We start from the raw sequence: 16298 nt of genomic DNA, 5'->3' as shown, positions 1-16298 counted from the left end.
TACCATGTTGAGATTAAAAAAATACAATTTTAAAAGTAAAGCATTTACTTTATTCAGTCTTCTTTTCGTTTTGCTTTTTTTGTCTTGTGATAAGCTTGTTGAGCTTGATTTAGAAGCTGGAGATCCTAAAATAGTGATTGATGCTGAAATAATTTGGGAAAAAGGAACTGACGGCAGCGAACAAACGATAAAAATAACCAGAATGGCCCCTTATTACAGTGCTGAAGTACCAAAAGTTTCAGGAGCACAGGTAAGAGTTGAAAATAGTAACGGGAATATTTTTAAATTTAATGAATCTGCGCCCGGTTTATATGTCTGTACTAATTTTGTTCCTGTACTTAATATGGAATATAAATTATTTGTAGATGTAGACGGACAAAGTTTAACAGCCACTGAAAAATTAACTTCTGTAACGCCAATTGAAAAAATAGATCAGGAATTTATGGCTGATATAACAGGACCGGATCTTCTTGTGGTTACATTTTATTATAAAGATCCCGCGGATCAGGCTAATTATTATTTGACAGATTATAAAGCTGATTTTATGCCTTATCCGGAATACACCGTGACAAGTGATGAATTTATTAACGGAAATGAAATAAATGAAAAATTTACGGATACAGATCTAAAGCCAGGAAAAATTCTTGATATCACACATCGTGGTATTTCTAAAAACTTTTATAATTATATGAATTTAATTTTAGAAGCAGCAAATTCGAACCCTTTTGGCGCAGTACCGGGCAATATCAGAGGAAATATTATCAATACTACTGATACGAACAATTTTGCATTAGGGTATTTCAGGCTTTGTGAAGCAAACCATATCGTATACACCGTAAAATAAGAATTTAATTGAAGGTTGATTTGTAAGTACATCTGGCATATAAACGTATGTCAGGTGTATTTTTTTGCCTTATAAATTGAGGCATTTTTTCTACACAGATTCCTTTTGCTTTTTAAGTTTAAGATCAATGAAGTTGATCCATTTATCATTTTCTTTGATAAACCATTTTCCAATTAATTCTGTACTCTCCTCATTAAATTTCCCTTCAAATCTCATAGTGCTGTTTCTAATTTTAAAAATATTTTTAGACAGGTAACCCGTCATAGAACCATTTTCGCCTTTAGAATTATAGTATTGCATTTTTGCCCTTTCTGTAGAATTTCCCAAATAAATAATTTCGAAAGTCTGGCTTCTTTCATTACCCATTTTTACATCAGCTTTGTGCAGGATATAGTTTCCGTTCAAAATATATTCATACGTATCAATACCTATTAGTTCCTCATTTTCAGGTGAAACAGTTCCTTTGGTTACCCAAATTCCAATAAGTTTATTAAAATTGCTTGTCTCTATTTTCTCCATTTGATTTCATTTACGTTGATTATTTTATAGCTGCACAGGCAAATAAATATAAAATACGGTTCCTTCATTTACCTTGCTTCTCACTGTAATAAATCCGTGATGATTGTCTACAATTTTTTTTACTAAAGTCAATCCAAGTCCACTGCCGTGATATTGGTTGTTGCTGTGCAAGCGATAAAAAGGTTCAAAAATTTTAGCATCAAATTCCTGATCAAACCCAATACCATTATCGGTTATAGAAATTTTAATATAATTAATATCCTTGTTCCCTCCAATTTCCAGTATCTCATCAATTGAAGGTTTTTGCGTTTCAATTTTAATCTGAGGTACAACACCTTCTTTTGTATATTTAACAGCATTGAGAATCAAATTGCTAAAAAGCTGCTGTATTTGATAGGGTATTACCTTTAGTTGCGGAAATGCAGCAATCTCAATTACAGCATTTTTTTCTAAAATAACATCTTTAATATCAGACATTGTTTTCTTTAAGAGCACATTCAGATCTGTTTTTTTATACTCTTTTTCTACAAAGTTTATTCGGGTGTAATCGATAAGATCAGCAATTAACTGACTCATATTAGTTACCGCAAATAACATTCGGTCAAGATTGTGCCTGCTTGTTTCTGACAGGTTTTTTTCGTTGTCGATAATTCGCTGGCAAAATATATGAATTTTACGAAGCGGTTCCTGTAAATCATGACTTGCAGCAGAGCTAAATGTTTCGAGCTGTTCGTTATATTTCTGTAATTCCAGATTTTTAATCGTGAGCTGTTCATTTGCCGTAACAACATCAGTGATATCTTCCAGTGCCAAAAGAATCATTCCGGCAGGTTTTGCATTTAGGATTCGTCTGGCATTTACCATCATGATTTTTTTGCCAATTCCTTTGCACATCGTATGAACCTGAAAATCTTCAATAGATGCTCTGTCTCCCAGCATTTTGACGATTAGATCTTTAAATTCCGGAATATCCCACTGGCAATCCCCAATTTCAAAAAAAGAATGTCCTTCGGTTTCTTTTTCTGTGGTTTGAAAGTATTTGTAAAAAGAAGGATTGGCACTTTTTACAAAAAAATCCCGGTCGATAATCAATAAAGGTTCCCGAATCGTTTTAAAGATAGATTCTGAATAATTTCTCATCGAAATCAATTGTTCCTGACGATCTACTAATTCGTCATTGACACACATTAATTCCTCATTATTAGATTGCAATTCTTCAGTTGAGGTTTCCAGTTCCTCATTCATCGCCTGCAACTCTTCACTGCTGCTTAACAATTCTTCATTTGTAGATTGAAGTTCTTCAAATGCCGTTTGCTGTTCTTCGGTTACACGCTTGATATCTGCGCGAAGCTGGGTCAATTCATTTTCAAGTTCAACAATTCGGTTTTGATTAGAACTTTTCCTGATGTTTTTGTCTCCGTCTAAATTAGCAAGCGGTTTTTTGTAAAAAAGAATCATTAAATGCTCTTCGTCATCAGGAATTGAAACGATTTCAAACGAAGCTGTATAAGGCTGGTTTTTAACAATTAGATTCTCTTTGAAAACATTTTTTTTATATTTTTTTATCTTCAAAATAGCATTACGAAGTTCAAAACTTATCCCTTCACGCGCCATTTTCAGAATATTAAAATTGGGTTTTCCGGGCGAAGGCAATAAATAGAAACTCGTATCTCCATGAAAATGCACAATTTCAAGCTGTTCATTTATAATAACACTTGCCGGCGTATATTGTAAAAATAAAATATCATACGCCATTTTTCTAAAATCAGTTTCAGGCGAATTCTTTTTTTCAAAGGGTTCGATTTCACTGTTTATAATTAAGTTTAATGGTTTAAAAGCTTCAGGCACATAATGTGTAAAGGCAGATTTACGAACATATATTTTTTCGTTTATGCCAATAGGTTCAAATAAACTATGCGCACTGTTTGCGGTTTCTGATTTTCCAAGAAATAAAATCCCTTTTTCTTTTAGCGAATAATGAAAAGAGTTCAATACTTTACTTTGCAAAAACGGATTAAGATATATTAGTACATTTCTGCAGGATATTAAATTAATACGGGCAAAAGGCGGATCTTTTATAAAGTTATGTACCGCAAAAATGCACATTTCCCGTATTACTTTATTAACATGATAATATCCGTCATGTTTTGTAAAATAATTTTGCAGTCTTGCGGGCGAAACCTGTTGCACATCCTGTACAGAATAAATAGCAGTTCGGGCTTTTGAAATGAATTTTTCAGAAACGTCCGAAGCAAAAATCTGAACCTTTATATCCTTATTATTTTTTTCGATAAGAAATTCATGAATGCTTATGGCAATAGAATACGCTTCTTCACCGGTGGCACATCCTGCAACCCAAATACGTAAATTATTATTTGATATATTCTGAATCAGCTGCGGAAAAACTAAATTGGTCAAAGACTCAAAAGCACTCGTATCCCGGAAAAAATACGTAACCGGAATCAAAAAATCATTAAAAAGTAAATCTTGTTCTGTTTTGTCATTTCTAAGATAATAGTAATAATCTTCTAAAGTATCTTTGCGGGCGATAACCATTCTTCTGGCAATGCGGCGTCGTATTGTGGGACGTTTATAATTACTGAAATCATTTCCGGTCCTTAATAAAATGAGATTTGTAATTAGGTTTAGAATTTCCTCTTCATTCTTCAGCGAATGATCTTGTTCACTGTAGGCATGATTAGTTTTATAGCTTTTTTGAATCTGAATCAATTGCTGCGGTATTAGCTCAGGCGCCAGTATATGATCGACTGTATCAGCTTCAATAGCACTTTGGGGCATTCCTTTAAAAGCAGCTGTATCCGGATCCTGAGCAATTGTGACACCGCCAAGTTCTTTGATTTTTTTTAATCCAAAAGTACCGTCAAAAGCAGTTCCTGAAAGAATTATACCAATCGCAAAACTCTTATGAACTTGTGCTAATGATTCAAAGAAAATATCGATTGAAGCATTTTTTCGTTCGTTTCGGGTTCTGGGATGTATTTTCAGAATACCGTCTTCTGCAATTAAATTCGTATTCTCCGGTATGATATAAACATGGTTTGGAGCCAGATTAATATCATTGATAATTTCATGTACCGGTATTTTAGTATGTGGTGATAAAATTTCAACCAAATTGCTGGGATGATCCGGCGATAAATGCTGTACCAGAACATACGCCATTCCGGAGTCGACTGGTATGGCATTTAATAATTTTTTAAAAGCATCCAATCCACCGGCAGACGCGCCGATACCAACCACAGGAAAATCCTGTTTAGACTTTTTAGGTTCTTGATTGTCAGTTAGTTTCATGGTGTTTTATTATTTGAATCAAAGTTATAATGTCTTTCATAATAATAAATGTTTACAAAATGGGAATCATATAAAATTCATGTAAAATTATATAAAATTTAAGTTTTGATATTTATAAAATTTGAGCTTTAAATGATTTTAAAACTCATAATTAATTAAAAATCAATGCTATGAAAAATATGCTTATTACAATCGTCATGTTAGCAGTTATGGGATTTAGCTTTGCCCAGGAAACCACTAAAACAACAAAAAAAGCTAAATCTAAGCCTGATACAATTGTGAATCGTACCACGAAATCGAAAGTTGAAAAAAAATCAACTTATAAAACTGATTCAACAAAAACGAATCCGGCTAAAAAGCATAAAATGAAAACAACCAAAACCGGAAAAGATTCAATTCCGCAGTAATCTGTCATACAGATTTTAGAAAACCTGTTTTTGTACAGGTTTTTTTATATCAAATTTTTCAGTAGATTTTTCAGAACTTTAAAATCATTAGGCTTAGTATAAAAATCTATGGCTCCTAAATCTCTTATTTTGGTTTTTATATCTAATGGTATCGAGGTTGAAAATATAATTATCGGAATGTTTTTTATTACTTCCCTTTTTTTTATTTCTGTCAATACTTCCATACCATTCATAAAAGGCATATTGATATCAAGAAAAATCAGATCAGGACGAATTTCATTATTGATAAGCTTTTGCAAAGCATGAACTGGATTATGAATCGCTGTATAAGCAGCAGCAGAAACCTCCTCGAGTGCCTCTAAAAAGAAATTGCAGTCATCATAATCGTCATCTATTTGTAGAATGTTTTTATATTTCATAATGATTTGATTGTTGATTGTAGCACAATTTGCAAGTGTAATTCTTTAGAAAAACTTGTGGTTAAATAACATAATTCTGTTATGAGAAATCAAAAAATTATACGGGAGGGATGAATAGTAAGAATTTTTTCATAATTAATTAGCATGAGGGGTAAAAAAAGCTTGTTATCTGCACAACAAGCTTTTCCTAAAAAAATTGTAGAGAAATTAATCCACTATAGAAACGTGAAGTGAATCCTTTTGATAAAGTGCAGCCTCTTTTTTATCACGTGCATAATCTTCGTCATCACAGTGAGGAGCGCAGTTTGCATTTAAAATTGTAATTAAAATAATGGTCAAAATAATTCTAATTTTTAGCATTTTCATAATTCTTTTCTTAAAGTTATTTTCAATTAATTTTCGTAAATGTAAAATCATGACCAAACACGAGTTTATATAATTTCATTTTTTTGTTATATAATTTCCATGTTTTCAGGAAGAAGAGGATAGAAAAAAGAGGATAGAGGAAAGATGATAGAGGGAAGAGAATATTGGAATGAAAGATTGTTATATAAAAACTTCCTGTATCCGTTGATTATAGTAGATAATCAAGAGTAAGTTTTAAAATGCTAAAAGAAGGTGGGATACAGGAAGTAATTTTTAAAATTATTCTTTTTCTATTTGTTCCTCTTTTTGATTTGTTTGGTCTGTGTTTTCTGTTGGGGAGATATTTTTCAAGGTTTTATAAAGACCAACAGCTATTAAAGGCATTGTAAATTTTGAAATAACAGAACCCATTTGATTTTGTCCAAACATTTTTAAGGCAGATCCAATCGCTAAGGATCCTAATCCTGCGCAGAGAAAGTAAACCGCAGGATAATACTTACTTACATTTTTTACCGCCTCGTCTGGCGTATTCGTATTCATTATATTTTCCATAATAAAAAATTATAATTTATATTTTTGAAGTAAAGTATAAATTGAATTCTATAAATAGTATGTCTACAAAAGTTATAGAATGTGGGACGTACATGAATAAATGAAATTTAGTTTTAGATCTAAATTTATCTCATCCTATTCATTTTTATTATCTAAATTATCTGATGAATGCACTGTATCATTATTTTCTTTATGATTGGGATCATTATTTATAAATTCTTCAACAGTCTGTGCCTTGTTTTCATCAGATAATTTAGATTTTTTAAATTTATTCAAAATGTTCTCTTGAATAAATGCCATAATGCGATTCATAATTTTAAATTACAAATTATTTCTTCGCATCTTTTCTGTTTCCATTTTTTTCGGAATTGTGAACTGATTTGTGCGTTACATTTCTAGAACCATCAGCTTTTTTGTCCTGGTCGTCATGTTTTTTTCCGACAGTAGGATTTGATTTTCTTGTGTCCATAATGTTAATCATTTTAATGTTATTTAACCAAAAATAATTTAGGGACAAAATATTTTTTTATATAATTAAGGCTTGATTTTTATATAATTACCATCTTATGACGATAATTAATTTGTGATTTTTTTATAGATTTAAAAATGCTGTGCATTATATAATAATGGTAAATAAGAGATCATATTATCCATCACAATTGTCTTTATGGTCAAAATTATCGTCCTTTTTAGTTTTAAATAAATCTTCGTCATCCCATTTTAGAGCATTACATTTATTTCTCAAATTTAGGCAAATTTCATATTCACCTCCAATAGTTATGGAATGATATAAAGAAGAAGAATTTAAATCATGAGTCCTCATTTTTTTCTTATTGTCTTGAAAATCCTTACCATGTCGATTATGATTTTCTTTTTCTTCATAATTCATAATATATCAATTTTTAAGTTCCTTTTTAAGTAGAAAATTTAAAGTAAAAAAGTTTATTTTTCTGAAGTTTTATTGTGCGAGAATAGGATAAAGAGCTAAATATAAATAGGTTGCCATTACAAAAGTTTATATTTAAACATTTTGAAATTATATAATTTACAGGTTATTACAGAAAATCTGGTTAAGATTGCTTTATATCAAAAAGGATAATTTGGGAACTTTTATATAATTTTACAATCTATGTATGAAATATTTCAAAAATATCTGGAGGATAAAGCAACGCTTACATTAGCTGAGTCAGATTATATCAAGTCATTTGCTATTATAAAAAAGCTTCGTAAAAGACAATATTTGCTTCAGGAAGGAGACATCTGGAAATATGATGCTTTTATTACACAAGGTTGTCTGCGTACTTATTCAGTAGATGAAAAAGGGAGTGAACATGTTAATAGTTTCAGTATAGAAAACTGGTGGACAGGCGACAGGGAAAGTTTAATGTTTCAGCAGCCATCACGTTTTAATATAGATGCTATTGAAGATAGTGAACTTGTATTGTTTACCCATGATAATTTTGAATTGCTTTGTCGTGAAATACCCGCCTTTAATACTATGGTGAATACAATTTTGCAAAAAAGCTTTATAGCAGCTCAAAACCGCATTCAGGCCTCGTTAAGTTTGACTGCAGAAGAAAAATATTTAAATTTTATACATAAATATCCGGGATTTGCTTCGCGTATTCCACAAACAATGATAGCCTCTTATCTGGGCATGACGCCGGAGACATTAAGCCGTATACGAAAACTAACGGCAAAAAAATAATCATAATATATAAGGAGCTTCTAAGCTCCTTTTTTTATGCTGTATGAAAAAGGCTTGATCTATATCAAGTTTTTACTTATTTCTAATCAATGTACAGGTTTTGCAATCTGCGCAACTTTGTAATGTTAAAAAGAAATAAACATTATAAACATTTAAAATTAGAAATCATGTCAAAAACAATTTTCATTACAGGTACAAGTACAGGCTTTGGTAAACTTACCGCTATAACATTAGCAAACGCAGGCCATTCAGTAATTGCAGGAATGCGCAATACAAAAGATAAAAATGCAGACACAGCAAAAGAAATGGCAGCATTGCCCAATATTGAGGTAGTCGATATTGATGTTACAGACGACACATCTGTAAAAAATGCCTTTGAAAAAGTACTTGCTAAATACGGCAAAATCGATGTCCTTATTAATAATGCTGCCGTAAGCGGTTTTGGTTTACTCGAAGGATATTCTATCGATCAGATGCGTAAAATGTTTGATGTAAATGTTTACAGTATACTTCGCACTTATCAGGCTGTTCTTCCTTCTATGAGAGAAGCTAAAAATGGACTAATCATTAATATTACTACAGGCGCAAGTGGGCATACATTGCCATTTATGATTCCGTATATCGCATCAAAACTTGTGGTAGAAAGTTTTACTGAAGGCTTACAGGATGAACTTGCTGATTACGGAATCGAAAACGTAAGCATACAACCCGGTGTATATCCTACAGAAATGAATAATGGCTCAAAAGCGGGTATACATGCAGATAAACAGGAAATAATAGATCAATATGGTGACGCTGCTGCAGATAAATTCAACGCATTGGGAGCTGCATTATTTGGTAAAATGGCTCAGTTTGATATGAATCCGCAAACCATTGCCGATGGAATCCTTGAGTTGGTTAACATGAAAAAAGGAGAACGTCCATTACGTTTTCCATTAGATGCGATTGCACAAGGAACAGATAAAGAATTTATTCAGGCACGCGCAGCAATTAAAGCAAAATGGTTAGCAGCTTACAGTAATTAATTCATTTTTAAATCACTATTCAATAATAGAATACTTATACAATGAAAACAAATAATAAATCAAAACAATTACAAACTTCAGCAATTGCGTTACTGAATCTGGTTTTATTTTTTTCTACTTCAGAAAAAGCAGCGGCACAAAACAACGCAGGAATTATAGGCATTGATCATGTAGGAATAAATGTTCCGGACCTTAATAGTGCGGTAGATTTTTTTAGCAATGTATTGGGATTTACGCCCGTAACACAACTTGGTCCCATACCACTTGATGCAGCCTGGAAAGAACTAAATCATATTAATCCCGAAACTGGGGCGGTTACCATAAAAATGATAAATGCCGGAACCGGCGCCAGTATCGAGGTATTTCAATATGCAGATAATAAAGGTAAACGTGTTCATCCTGACGCAGATGATATTGGGGCATCGCATATTGCTTTTTATACTGCAGATATTCAGGCTGCAGTAAAATATCTTAAAAGTAAGGGAGTCAAAATACTGGGAGAACCTTTCCTGACACCTTCCGGAGATACGGCAGGAGAATCATGGGTTTATTTTGAAACACCGTGGGGTTCTAAAATGGAACTAGTTTCCTATCCAAACGGAAAAGGGTATGAAAAATCGAATCCCAAAATCCTGTTATGGTCACCAAAAAATGCAGCAGTATATAAAGCAAATACAGCTGATTTTGATTCCGGTAAGAACAAAGCATTAATTGCAAAACATCTTGAAGTCTGGAATGAAAAAGATCAGACAAAACGCATTTCATTATTAAATCAAATTTATGCAACTGATATAGAAATGGTTGACCGTAACTTTATAGCAGTAGGACACGACGAAATAAGTTCCTTTATTATTGGGTTACAGCAAAAAAATCCGGATTCTAAATTTACGGCTAAATCTGTTGAAACAAATCATAATGTGGCGCGTCTTTACTGGCAATTTGGTTCAAAAGCAAAACCTGATACCGTAACCGGAATGGATTTATTTGTGATTGAAAATGGCAAAGTTCAAAAACTATATGTGTTTGTAGAGGCAAAATAAGTCCTGAAGCTTTATTAAATAGCAATAAAAACAAAATTCAAAAAGCCCTAAATCAGTTGATTTAGGGCTTTTTGAATTAAAAAAAACTTATAAATGTTTTAGCAGTTTGAAGTTATCCTATCAGATCTCAATAACTGGATTTTAGATTTTCTTTTGCCGCTTTAACCAAACCGTCCAGCCAATCCTGATGCCCGTTTATCATTGGGTTAGGTTTTGTATTGGCCAATTCCTGCGCTGGTTTGCCAATTTGAGATTCCTGAGTCAGGATTCTAACTCTCCCGCCTGATAAATCCTCGATAAGCCATGCATGAATAACATCTAATCTTGTTTCAGAATCTCCTTCGGCCCATCCATGCCATGCTATTCTTGCAGGTTCACCGAGTTTAGGAGCGATAAATTCTGTTATTTGTGCTTCGATAGGAAAACCAAAAGTTTTGAATCTAAATCGTACGTTTTCATACAATAATTGATCTTCTTTATTGATAAATTCTATGTCAGATGAATTGCTGTAATATTTAGGCCAGGCAAAAGGATTACTAAGAAAAGGCCAGATATCATTTGTGGTTAAACCCGCAACGATAACTTCATTTGAACAATAATTATCTGTTGTTCCCGGAAGATATTCGTCAGGCCATACAATTGAATTTTGCATACTATTTTATTTATTTTAAATTTGGACTATAAAAATTATAGCTGCAAAATTATTTATAGTTATCTGATTGTGCAATAACTATCAAAATAGATAGGTCAAATAAAGGAAAACAATGTCAAAAAAAAGTAGTAAAGAATGTGTGGGGAATTATGTAAAAGTTGCAGGAAAGACTTATCCTTGTACCGTAAGCCTGGCAATGGATTTAATTGGTGGAAAATGGAAAGCTGTAATTTTGTATCATCTAAAAGACACTGAAAAAAGATTCAGTGAATTGAGAAAAGAAATTTCGTTAGTGACAGAAATGACTTTGAGTTTACAATTAAAACAACTCGAAAAAGATGGAATAGTAACCAGAAAAGTATATGGCGAAAAACCTCCCATTAAAGTGATTTACGAAATGACAGATTTTGGTAAAACCTTCATTCCGGCATTAGAAGCCATCACCAATTGGGGAAATCAGATTGTAACCCAAAAAGGGGAATTTATATCAGAATCATAACCTTAAGAAATGTTTTTAAGAACGATGTTTTAAAAAACAACCAAAATTTCTCAAAGCTATAATAACCGGAATAATTCCTTTTCCGTTTTCCGTAAGGCTATATTCAACTTTAGGCGGTATTACAGGATATACTGTTCTGTGAACCAGACCATCATTTTCAAGATCTCTAAGCTGGCTTGCAAGCATCTTTTCAGAAATTGTTCCTACTTCTTTTCTTAGTTCACTATATCTTATTACGGGACTCAGGGACAATCTGTATAAAATAAGTATTTTCCATTTGCCACTGATACTTTTGTTGGCAAGTTCAACATGACAGGAAAAATACGCATCACCATCTGTGTAATTTTCTCCGATTGTATTTTTTTCTAATTTTTTTTCGTTCATAACGATCTAATTTTCTGCAAATCTAACTAATATGTGAATACCTAACCAAATGGTAAGTACTTTTCAGGACCAAATCATACCGCTACTTTTGTTTCCTTAACACGGTTAAATATAACAAAAACCGACAAATTTTAGAAGATATGCTAAAAATAGGAATCATGGGTACGGCAAATGTTTCGCGCTCCTTTACAGAGGTTTTAAAAGATTCTGCGACAATTAAAATCACAGCAATAGCAAGTCGCAGCTTAGAAAAAGCCACAAATTTTGCAGCTGAATTTGGTATAGAAAAAGCGTATGCTTCTTATGAGGAACTTCTTGATGATCCTGAAATAGAAGCTGTTTATATACCATTGCCTAATACATTGCATGCAGAATGGGTGATAAAAGCTGCTCAGGCAAAAAAACATATTTTATGTGAAAAACCAATTGCCCTGACAATCGAAGATGTAACTAAAATGTATGAAGAAGCAATACGCAACAATGTATTTTTAATGGAAGGTTTTCCGTATAAATTTCAACCCCAGACTATTTTGATGCTGAAAATGATAAAAGAGGGTGCTATTGGCGAAGTATCACAAATCTATGCCGACTTTGGTTTTACTGTTGACAATGCCGAAAACAATATACGACTGAATCCGGAACTGGGAGGAGGTGTAATGTGGGATGCAGGAGCTTATCCGGTTAGTATTATTCGTGAAATTACGGGCAAGAATCCGAAAGAAATAGTAGCATTTGGCAGTTTTAACGATAAAGGTTTAGATACTGCTGTTTCTGCAATGCTACAGTTTGAAAACGGAATAACGGCGCAGTTAAATTGTAATTTTAATGCAGCTCCGCATCGTTATGTTCGTGTAATAGGATCTAATGGTATTATTACGGCAGGTTACAATAATATTACAAAACCCAATACAGCTTATATCGAGGTTAAAAAAGGTTTAGACTGGAATTATGAATTAGAGAAAATCGAAGTTCCTTTTGGCAGTGGTTTATTTTTTGAAGCCGAATCTTTTGCTAATTATTGTACCCATTATAATAGCGAAAAACAGATAATGATAATGCAGCAATCTATAGATAACACAGCAACTATTTTAAATATTCTCGATGTTATTAAACAATAATAAATCTTTTATCTTTGAAAATGTAAAAATAACCTAATGGAAAAGCTTAGAAAACATATTGAAGAAATTATACCGGTAAGTGATGAAGAGTTTGAGTCGATCAAGCCATTTTTCACGATCAGAAAGGTATTAAAAAATCAATATCTTATTCAGCAAGGAGACGATGCCAAATATGAGTATATTATTATGAGCGGTATTTTCAGGGTTTTTTATCTGGATGAAGATGGTAAAGAACACATTGTGCAATTTGCCACAGAAAACTGGTGGATGTCTGATTACATTTCCTATTTCAATCAAAAGCCCGCAAATATGTATGTGGTTTGTATGGAGGCTGGGGAGGTTTTGTGCCTTACACTTGACGGAAGGGAAAAACTCTCGGTTACACTACATAAAATGGAACACTTTTTTAGAGTAAAACTTACTAAAGGGTATATGGCGCTTCAGCAAAGGGTAATCTCATTGCTTTCTAATAATCCGCAGCAGCGATATAAAGAATTTGCAGACCTTTATCCCAATCTCATGCAAAAAATCCCCAAAAAATATATCGCAGAATATCTTGGTGTAAGCCGTGAAACCCTTAGCAGGCTTTACTCCAACAATAAATAAATAGCTGTTTAATTCTTAAAGTGTGATTTCCATCACACTTTTTTTGTGACTTTGATCCTCGTATTGAGGTTGGGTACCGACATAAATTTGCCTTGTAAATAATTCATAACAACTAAAAAATTATAGCAATGAAAAAACTTATGATCGCAACAATGGCACTTGCCTTTTTTTCTTCGTATGCACAAAACCAAAAAGAAAACACATCACAAAAAACAACCCTTAAAAAAGAAACAAAAATGAACAAGCGAATTTTAATTATTGTGTCTAATGCCAATGCAATTGGACCAAACAACAGAAGAACCGGAATATTTTTACCAGAAGTAGCACATCCTTATGCTGAATTCGACAAAGCAAATTACCAAATAGATTTTGCCAGCCTAACAGGAGATACACCTTATTTAGACGCGCTTAATTTGGCAAATGATCCTGATAATCTTGCTTTTTTAACCGGAAAAGGATGGGAAGCAATGCAAAAAGCAGTTAAATTATCAAATGTAGATACCAGTAAATACGATGCTGTTTTTGTACCAGGCGGACTTGCACCAATGGTGGATATGCCGGAAAACGATCTTCTTAAAAAAGTGATTAAAGAAACCTACGAACGTAATGCAGTTGTAGGAGCAGTGTGTCACGGTCCGGTATCATTATTAAATGTAAAACTAAGCAACGGAAACTATCTGGTAAAGGATAAAAATATCACCTCGTTTACAGATGAAGAAGAAAGAGGTTACGCAATTGCTGATGTACCCTTTTTATTAGAAACAGCATTAACGAAACAAGGCGCAAAATTTCATGCCGCAGCAATTTGGTCAGCGCATAGTATTGCTGATGGTAATCTGGTTACGGGTCAAAATCCTGCTTCGGCAAAAGGCGTAGCTGAAAAAATGATTGTAATTTTAGAATCTTCTAAAAAGTAATATCCTGATTCTATTGGTCTTCTTACTTGAAAGAAGATCAATAGATTTCACTAAACACATATAATTGATTAATATAATTTTAAAAAATATAAAAATGGAAAATCAAAATCCGGTTAATGTTTTCGCTACATGGAAAGTGAAAGAAGGCCAGCTTACAAACGTTTTAAATATACTTAAAACCGTACAGGCCGAAAGCGTAAAAGAAGAAGGAAACCTGTTCTATACCATTCATCAAAGTAATTCAGATGCTGATACTTTAGTCTTATTTGAAGGATATACAAACGAATTGGCGGTAACAGAGCATAGAAATTCTACACATTTTCAGGAATTGGTTTTGGGCAAAATCGTTCCTTTATTAGAAAAAAGAGAAATTATCCTGGCAACTCCTTTAGATTAGATTGTTAGATTTTTGAATGATTTGATTGTTGATTTTTGAATGAATTGACATTGTGATCAGGGATAATTTGACTAAATTTAAGTTTATATATAAAAATAATTATGGAAAAGACAGCACAAATAATATTCCCATACGATCAAAGTCCGGTAAAAGAAGTACCGATGATCAATAAAAACGACGTTGAAACAATACTCAATACTGCTTATACTTTATTTGAGAATCAATCCGGCTGGATTCCGGCTTATAAAAGAATCGAAATATTAGAAAAAACAGCTTCGATCATGAATGACAGGAGCGAGGAATTGATACATCTTGCCATAAGTGAAGGCGGAAAACCATATAAAGATTCAAAAGCAGAAATACTTAGAGCGATAAAAGGAGTAAAATTAGCTGCAGAGCACATCTCACAAATAAAAGGCGAACAAATACCAATGGCACTTACAGAAGCATCTGTAAACAGGATTGCTTTTACATCAAAAGAACCTATAGGTGTTGTTGCTGCTGTAAGTGCTTTTAATCACCCTTTAAACTTAGCGGTGCATCAAGTTGCAACTGCTATTGCTGCCGGTTGTCCGGTAATATTTAAACCGGCAAGCAGTACGCCATTATCAGGTCTTGCACTTGCAGATATTCTAAAAGAAGCCGGATTACCTGCAGGATGGCTGCAAGTGGTTTTATGCGACAATGAAACCGCAGAATTATTGGTAACAGATCGCAGGATTCATTTTTTAACTTTTATAGGCTCAGCAAAAGTAGGCTGGTCCTTAAAAAGTAAATTGTCTCCGGGAACCAGATGTGCATTAGAACATGGAGGTGCGGCACCGGTAATTGTAGAAAGTGACGCTGATTTTAGCGAGATGATTCCGGATTTGGTAAAAGGAGGTTTTTATCATGCAGGACAGGTTTGCGTTTCTGTACAGAAAATTTATGTGAATCAGGAAATTAGTGATCGTTTTATTGAAGTTTTTGCTGAGGCAACCGATAAACTAATTGTTGGTAATCCGTTTGATAAAACAACAGATGTAGGTTCGCTTATTACGCCAAAAGAAGTCGATCGAGTTGAACAATGGGTTAATGAAGCAATACAAGAAGGAGCAACATTAATTACTGGGGGAAAACGAATTTCCGACACTTGTTTTCAGCCAACAGTTTTGTTTAACCCGTCAGAAAATTCAAAAGTATCAACCAGTGAAATTTTTGGTCCTGTAGTTTGTATTTATTCTTTTACAGACAGGGAAGAAGCCATAAAAAGAGCAAATGCATTAGAAGTTCATTTTCAGGCAGCCGTATTTACAAAAAATGTTGATATTGCTTTAGATACTGCAAAAAAATTAAATGCCACAGCTGTTATGATTAATGACAATACTGCTTTTAGAGTAGACTGGATGCCTTTTGGCGGCAGGGATTCTTCGGGTTTAGGGATGGGCGGAATCTCTTATACAATAGAAGATATGGTGAGAGAGAAAATGATGGTTTTTAAAAGTAAATCTTTATAGAAATAAAAAATTTACCGCAAAAGGCACAAAGATTTTTTAA

21 protein-coding genes are annotated in these 16298 nt (G+C 33.1%); 11 read left to right on the top strand and 10 right to left on the bottom strand.

The genetic code is table 11. The features are described 5' to 3' along the window. Positions 1–4 precede the first annotated feature (4 nt). On the top strand, positions 5–844 hold the full coding sequence (locus BXU01_RS00685; protein WP_083691245.1) for a DUF4249 domain-containing protein: 840 nt from the start codon (positions 5–7) through the stop codon (positions 842–844). Between the two features lie 90 nt (positions 845–934). Here BXU01_RS00685 and BXU01_RS00680 read toward each other — a convergent pair whose 3' ends face one another. Together BXU01_RS00680 and BXU01_RS00675 are read right to left on the bottom strand one after the other, a co-directional pair. After that, positions 935–1363: a hypothetical protein gene (locus BXU01_RS00680; RefSeq protein WP_083691244.1), complete on the bottom strand. Its 429-nt coding sequence runs from the start codon at positions 1361–1363 to the stop codon at positions 935–937. A 24-nt stretch (positions 1364–1387) separates the two neighbouring features. Continuing rightward, positions 1388–4672 carry a chemotaxis protein CheB gene (locus BXU01_RS00675; protein ID WP_083691243.1) on the bottom strand — a complete coding sequence of 1095 codons (3285 nt, stop codon included), beginning with the start codon at positions 4670–4672 and terminating at the stop codon, positions 1388–1390. Positions 4673–4842: 170 nt separating this feature from the next. Here BXU01_RS00675 and BXU01_RS00670 point away from each other — a divergent pair, with 170 nt between their 5' ends. Continuing rightward, positions 4843–5079 carry a hypothetical protein gene (locus tag BXU01_RS00670; protein ID WP_083691242.1) on the top strand — a complete coding sequence of 79 codons (237 nt, stop codon included), beginning with the start codon at positions 4843–4845 and terminating at the stop codon, positions 5077–5079. Positions 5080–5123: 44 nt separating this feature from the next. On the opposite strand, the gene BXU01_RS00665 is transcribed toward BXU01_RS00670, so the two are convergent. From BXU01_RS00665 to BXU01_RS00655, 6 genes are all read right to left on the bottom strand, one after another. Further along, the gene (locus BXU01_RS00665; protein ID WP_083691241.1) at positions 5124–5498 is read right to left on the bottom strand and encodes a response regulator; all 375 of its coding nucleotides are present in this window, start codon (positions 5496–5498) and stop codon (positions 5124–5126) included. A 207-nt stretch (positions 5499–5705) separates the two neighbouring features. Then, complete coding sequence (locus tag BXU01_RS23580) at positions 5706–5864, bottom strand: hypothetical protein (RefSeq protein WP_165689741.1); 159 nt, start codon at positions 5862–5864, stop codon at positions 5706–5708. Positions 5865–6143: 279 nt separating this feature from the next. Next, entirely contained in the window at positions 6144–6416 is a 273-nt protein-coding gene (locus BXU01_RS00660; RefSeq protein WP_083691240.1) for a hypothetical protein, read from the bottom strand. A 135-nt stretch (positions 6417–6551) separates the two neighbouring features. Continuing rightward, positions 6552–6716: a hypothetical protein gene (locus BXU01_RS23575; RefSeq protein WP_165689740.1), complete on the bottom strand. Its 165-nt coding sequence runs from the start codon at positions 6714–6716 to the stop codon at positions 6552–6554. A 28-nt stretch (positions 6717–6744) separates the two neighbouring features. Further along, a complete protein-coding gene (locus tag BXU01_RS23570; protein ID WP_165689739.1) occupies positions 6745–6885 on the bottom strand; it encodes a hypothetical protein in 141 nt (46 codons plus the stop codon). Positions 6886–7062: 177 nt separating this feature from the next. After that, entirely contained in the window at positions 7063–7305 is a 243-nt protein-coding gene (locus BXU01_RS00655; RefSeq protein ID WP_083691239.1) for a hypothetical protein, read from the bottom strand. A gap of 240 nt (positions 7306–7545) precedes the next feature. Between BXU01_RS00655 and BXU01_RS00650 the strand changes: the two genes are divergently transcribed. The 3 genes from BXU01_RS00650 to BXU01_RS00640 all read left to right on the top strand — a co-directional run bounded on the left by BXU01_RS00650 (position 7546) and on the right by BXU01_RS00640 (position 10189). Continuing rightward, positions 7546–8124, top strand: a complete 579-nt coding sequence (locus BXU01_RS00650) for a Crp/Fnr family transcriptional regulator (RefSeq protein ID WP_083691238.1) — start codon at positions 7546–7548, stop codon at positions 8122–8124. Positions 8125–8291: 167 nt separating this feature from the next. After that, complete coding sequence (locus BXU01_RS00645; protein WP_083691847.1) at positions 8292–9149, top strand: SDR family oxidoreductase; 858 nt, start codon at positions 8292–8294, stop codon at positions 9147–9149. Positions 9150–9190: 41 nt separating this feature from the next. Continuing rightward, positions 9191–10189, top strand: a complete 999-nt coding sequence (locus BXU01_RS00640) for a VOC family protein (RefSeq protein WP_083691237.1) — start codon at positions 9191–9193, stop codon at positions 10187–10189. A gap of 127 nt (positions 10190–10316) precedes the next feature. Here BXU01_RS00640 and BXU01_RS00635 read toward each other — a convergent pair whose 3' ends face one another. Continuing rightward, on the bottom strand, positions 10317–10841 hold the full coding sequence (locus tag BXU01_RS00635) for a polyketide cyclase (protein WP_083691236.1): 525 nt from the start codon (positions 10839–10841) through the stop codon (positions 10317–10319). A 112-nt stretch (positions 10842–10953) separates the two neighbouring features. On the opposite strand from BXU01_RS00635, the gene BXU01_RS00630 reads away from it, so the two are divergent. Further along, positions 10954–11340 carry a helix-turn-helix domain-containing protein gene (locus tag BXU01_RS00630; protein ID WP_083691235.1) on the top strand — a complete coding sequence of 129 codons (387 nt, stop codon included), beginning with the start codon at positions 10954–10956 and terminating at the stop codon, positions 11338–11340. Between the two features lie 15 nt (positions 11341–11355). Here the strand turns inward: BXU01_RS00630 and BXU01_RS00625 are convergent, their stop codons facing one another. Then, positions 11356–11724: a helix-turn-helix domain-containing protein gene (locus tag BXU01_RS00625; RefSeq protein WP_083691234.1), complete on the bottom strand. Its 369-nt coding sequence runs from the start codon at positions 11722–11724 to the stop codon at positions 11356–11358. Positions 11725–11864: 140 nt separating this feature from the next. Between BXU01_RS00625 and BXU01_RS00620 the strand changes: the two genes are divergently transcribed. The 5 genes from BXU01_RS00620 to BXU01_RS00600 all read left to right on the top strand — a co-directional run bounded on the left by BXU01_RS00620 (position 11865) and on the right by BXU01_RS00600 (position 16258). Further along, positions 11865–12842: a Gfo/Idh/MocA family protein gene (locus tag BXU01_RS00620; protein WP_083691233.1), complete on the top strand. Its 978-nt coding sequence runs from the start codon at positions 11865–11867 to the stop codon at positions 12840–12842. 36 nt (positions 12843–12878) lie between these two features. Further along, the gene (locus BXU01_RS00615; RefSeq protein ID WP_055092713.1) at positions 12879–13448 is read left to right on the top strand and encodes a Crp/Fnr family transcriptional regulator; all 570 of its coding nucleotides are present in this window, start codon (positions 12879–12881) and stop codon (positions 13446–13448) included. Positions 13449–13576: 128 nt separating this feature from the next. Then, positions 13577–14365, top strand: coding sequence for a type 1 glutamine amidotransferase domain-containing protein (locus tag BXU01_RS00610; protein ID WP_206196594.1), 789 nt, complete (start codon positions 13577–13579; stop codon positions 14363–14365). 94 nt (positions 14366–14459) lie between these two features. Then, positions 14460–14762: a putative quinol monooxygenase gene (locus BXU01_RS00605; RefSeq protein ID WP_083691232.1), complete on the top strand. Its 303-nt coding sequence runs from the start codon at positions 14460–14462 to the stop codon at positions 14760–14762. Between the two features lie 101 nt (positions 14763–14863). Next, positions 14864–16258, top strand: a complete 1395-nt coding sequence (locus BXU01_RS00600) for an aldehyde dehydrogenase family protein (RefSeq protein ID WP_083691231.1) — start codon at positions 14864–14866, stop codon at positions 16256–16258. The last annotated feature ends 40 nt before the right edge of the window (positions 16259–16298 follow it).

The sequence above is a fragment of the [Flexibacter] sp. ATCC 35103 genome (assembly GCF_001975985.1).
GTDB lineage: Bacteria > Bacteroidota > Bacteroidia > Flavobacteriales > Flavobacteriaceae > Flavobacterium.
Note: the sequence above shows the minus strand (reverse complement) of the source record. Positions and strands in the feature narration are given on the sequence as shown.

What these genes read in the sequence shown, in the direction of transcription:
- BXU01_RS00685 (WP_083691245.1), top strand. Translation starts at nt 5, where the DNA reads ATGTTGAGATTAAAAAAATACAATTTTAAAAGTAAAGCATTTACTTTA.
- BXU01_RS00680 (WP_083691244.1), bottom strand. Translation starts at nt 1,363, where the DNA reads ATGGAGAAAATAGAGACAAGCAATTTTAATAAACTTATTGGAATTTGG.
- BXU01_RS00675 (WP_083691243.1), bottom strand. Translation starts at nt 4,672, where the DNA reads ATGAAACTAACTGACAATCAAGAACCTAAAAAGTCTAAACAGGATTTT.
- BXU01_RS00670 (WP_083691242.1), top strand. Translation starts at nt 4,843, where the DNA reads ATGAAAAATATGCTTATTACAATCGTCATGTTAGCAGTTATGGGATTT.
- BXU01_RS00665 (WP_083691241.1), bottom strand. Translation starts at nt 5,498, where the DNA reads ATGAAATATAAAAACATTCTACAAATAGATGACGATTATGATGACTGC.
- BXU01_RS23580 (WP_165689741.1), bottom strand. Translation starts at nt 5,864, where the DNA reads ATGAAAATGCTAAAAATTAGAATTATTTTGACCATTATTTTAATTACA.
- BXU01_RS00660 (WP_083691240.1), bottom strand. Translation starts at nt 6,416, where the DNA reads ATGGAAAATATAATGAATACGAATACGCCAGACGAGGCGGTAAAAAAT.
- BXU01_RS23575 (WP_165689740.1), bottom strand. Translation starts at nt 6,716, where the DNA reads ATGGCATTTATTCAAGAGAACATTTTGAATAAATTTAAAAAATCTAAA.
- BXU01_RS23570 (WP_165689739.1), bottom strand. Translation starts at nt 6,885, where the DNA reads ATGGACACAAGAAAATCAAATCCTACTGTCGGAAAAAAACATGACGAC.
- BXU01_RS00655 (WP_083691239.1), bottom strand. Translation starts at nt 7,305, where the DNA reads ATGAATTATGAAGAAAAAGAAAATCATAATCGACATGGTAAGGATTTT.
- BXU01_RS00650 (WP_083691238.1), top strand. Translation starts at nt 7,546, where the DNA reads ATGTATGAAATATTTCAAAAATATCTGGAGGATAAAGCAACGCTTACA.
- BXU01_RS00645 (WP_083691847.1), top strand. Translation starts at nt 8,292, where the DNA reads ATGTCAAAAACAATTTTCATTACAGGTACAAGTACAGGCTTTGGTAAA.
- BXU01_RS00640 (WP_083691237.1), top strand. Translation starts at nt 9,191, where the DNA reads ATGAAAACAAATAATAAATCAAAACAATTACAAACTTCAGCAATTGCG.
- BXU01_RS00635 (WP_083691236.1), bottom strand. Translation starts at nt 10,841, where the DNA reads ATGCAAAATTCAATTGTATGGCCTGACGAATATCTTCCGGGAACAACA.
- BXU01_RS00630 (WP_083691235.1), top strand. Translation starts at nt 10,954, where the DNA reads ATGTCAAAAAAAAGTAGTAAAGAATGTGTGGGGAATTATGTAAAAGTT.
- BXU01_RS00625 (WP_083691234.1), bottom strand. Translation starts at nt 11,724, where the DNA reads ATGAACGAAAAAAAATTAGAAAAAAATACAATCGGAGAAAATTACACA.
- BXU01_RS00620 (WP_083691233.1), top strand. Translation starts at nt 11,865, where the DNA reads ATGCTAAAAATAGGAATCATGGGTACGGCAAATGTTTCGCGCTCCTTT.
- BXU01_RS00615 (WP_055092713.1), top strand. Translation starts at nt 12,879, where the DNA reads ATGGAAAAGCTTAGAAAACATATTGAAGAAATTATACCGGTAAGTGAT.
- BXU01_RS00610 (WP_206196594.1), top strand. Translation starts at nt 13,577, where the DNA reads ATGAAAAAACTTATGATCGCAACAATGGCACTTGCCTTTTTTTCTTCG.
- BXU01_RS00605 (WP_083691232.1), top strand. Translation starts at nt 14,460, where the DNA reads ATGGAAAATCAAAATCCGGTTAATGTTTTCGCTACATGGAAAGTGAAA.
- BXU01_RS00600 (WP_083691231.1), top strand. Translation starts at nt 14,864, where the DNA reads ATGGAAAAGACAGCACAAATAATATTCCCATACGATCAAAGTCCGGTA.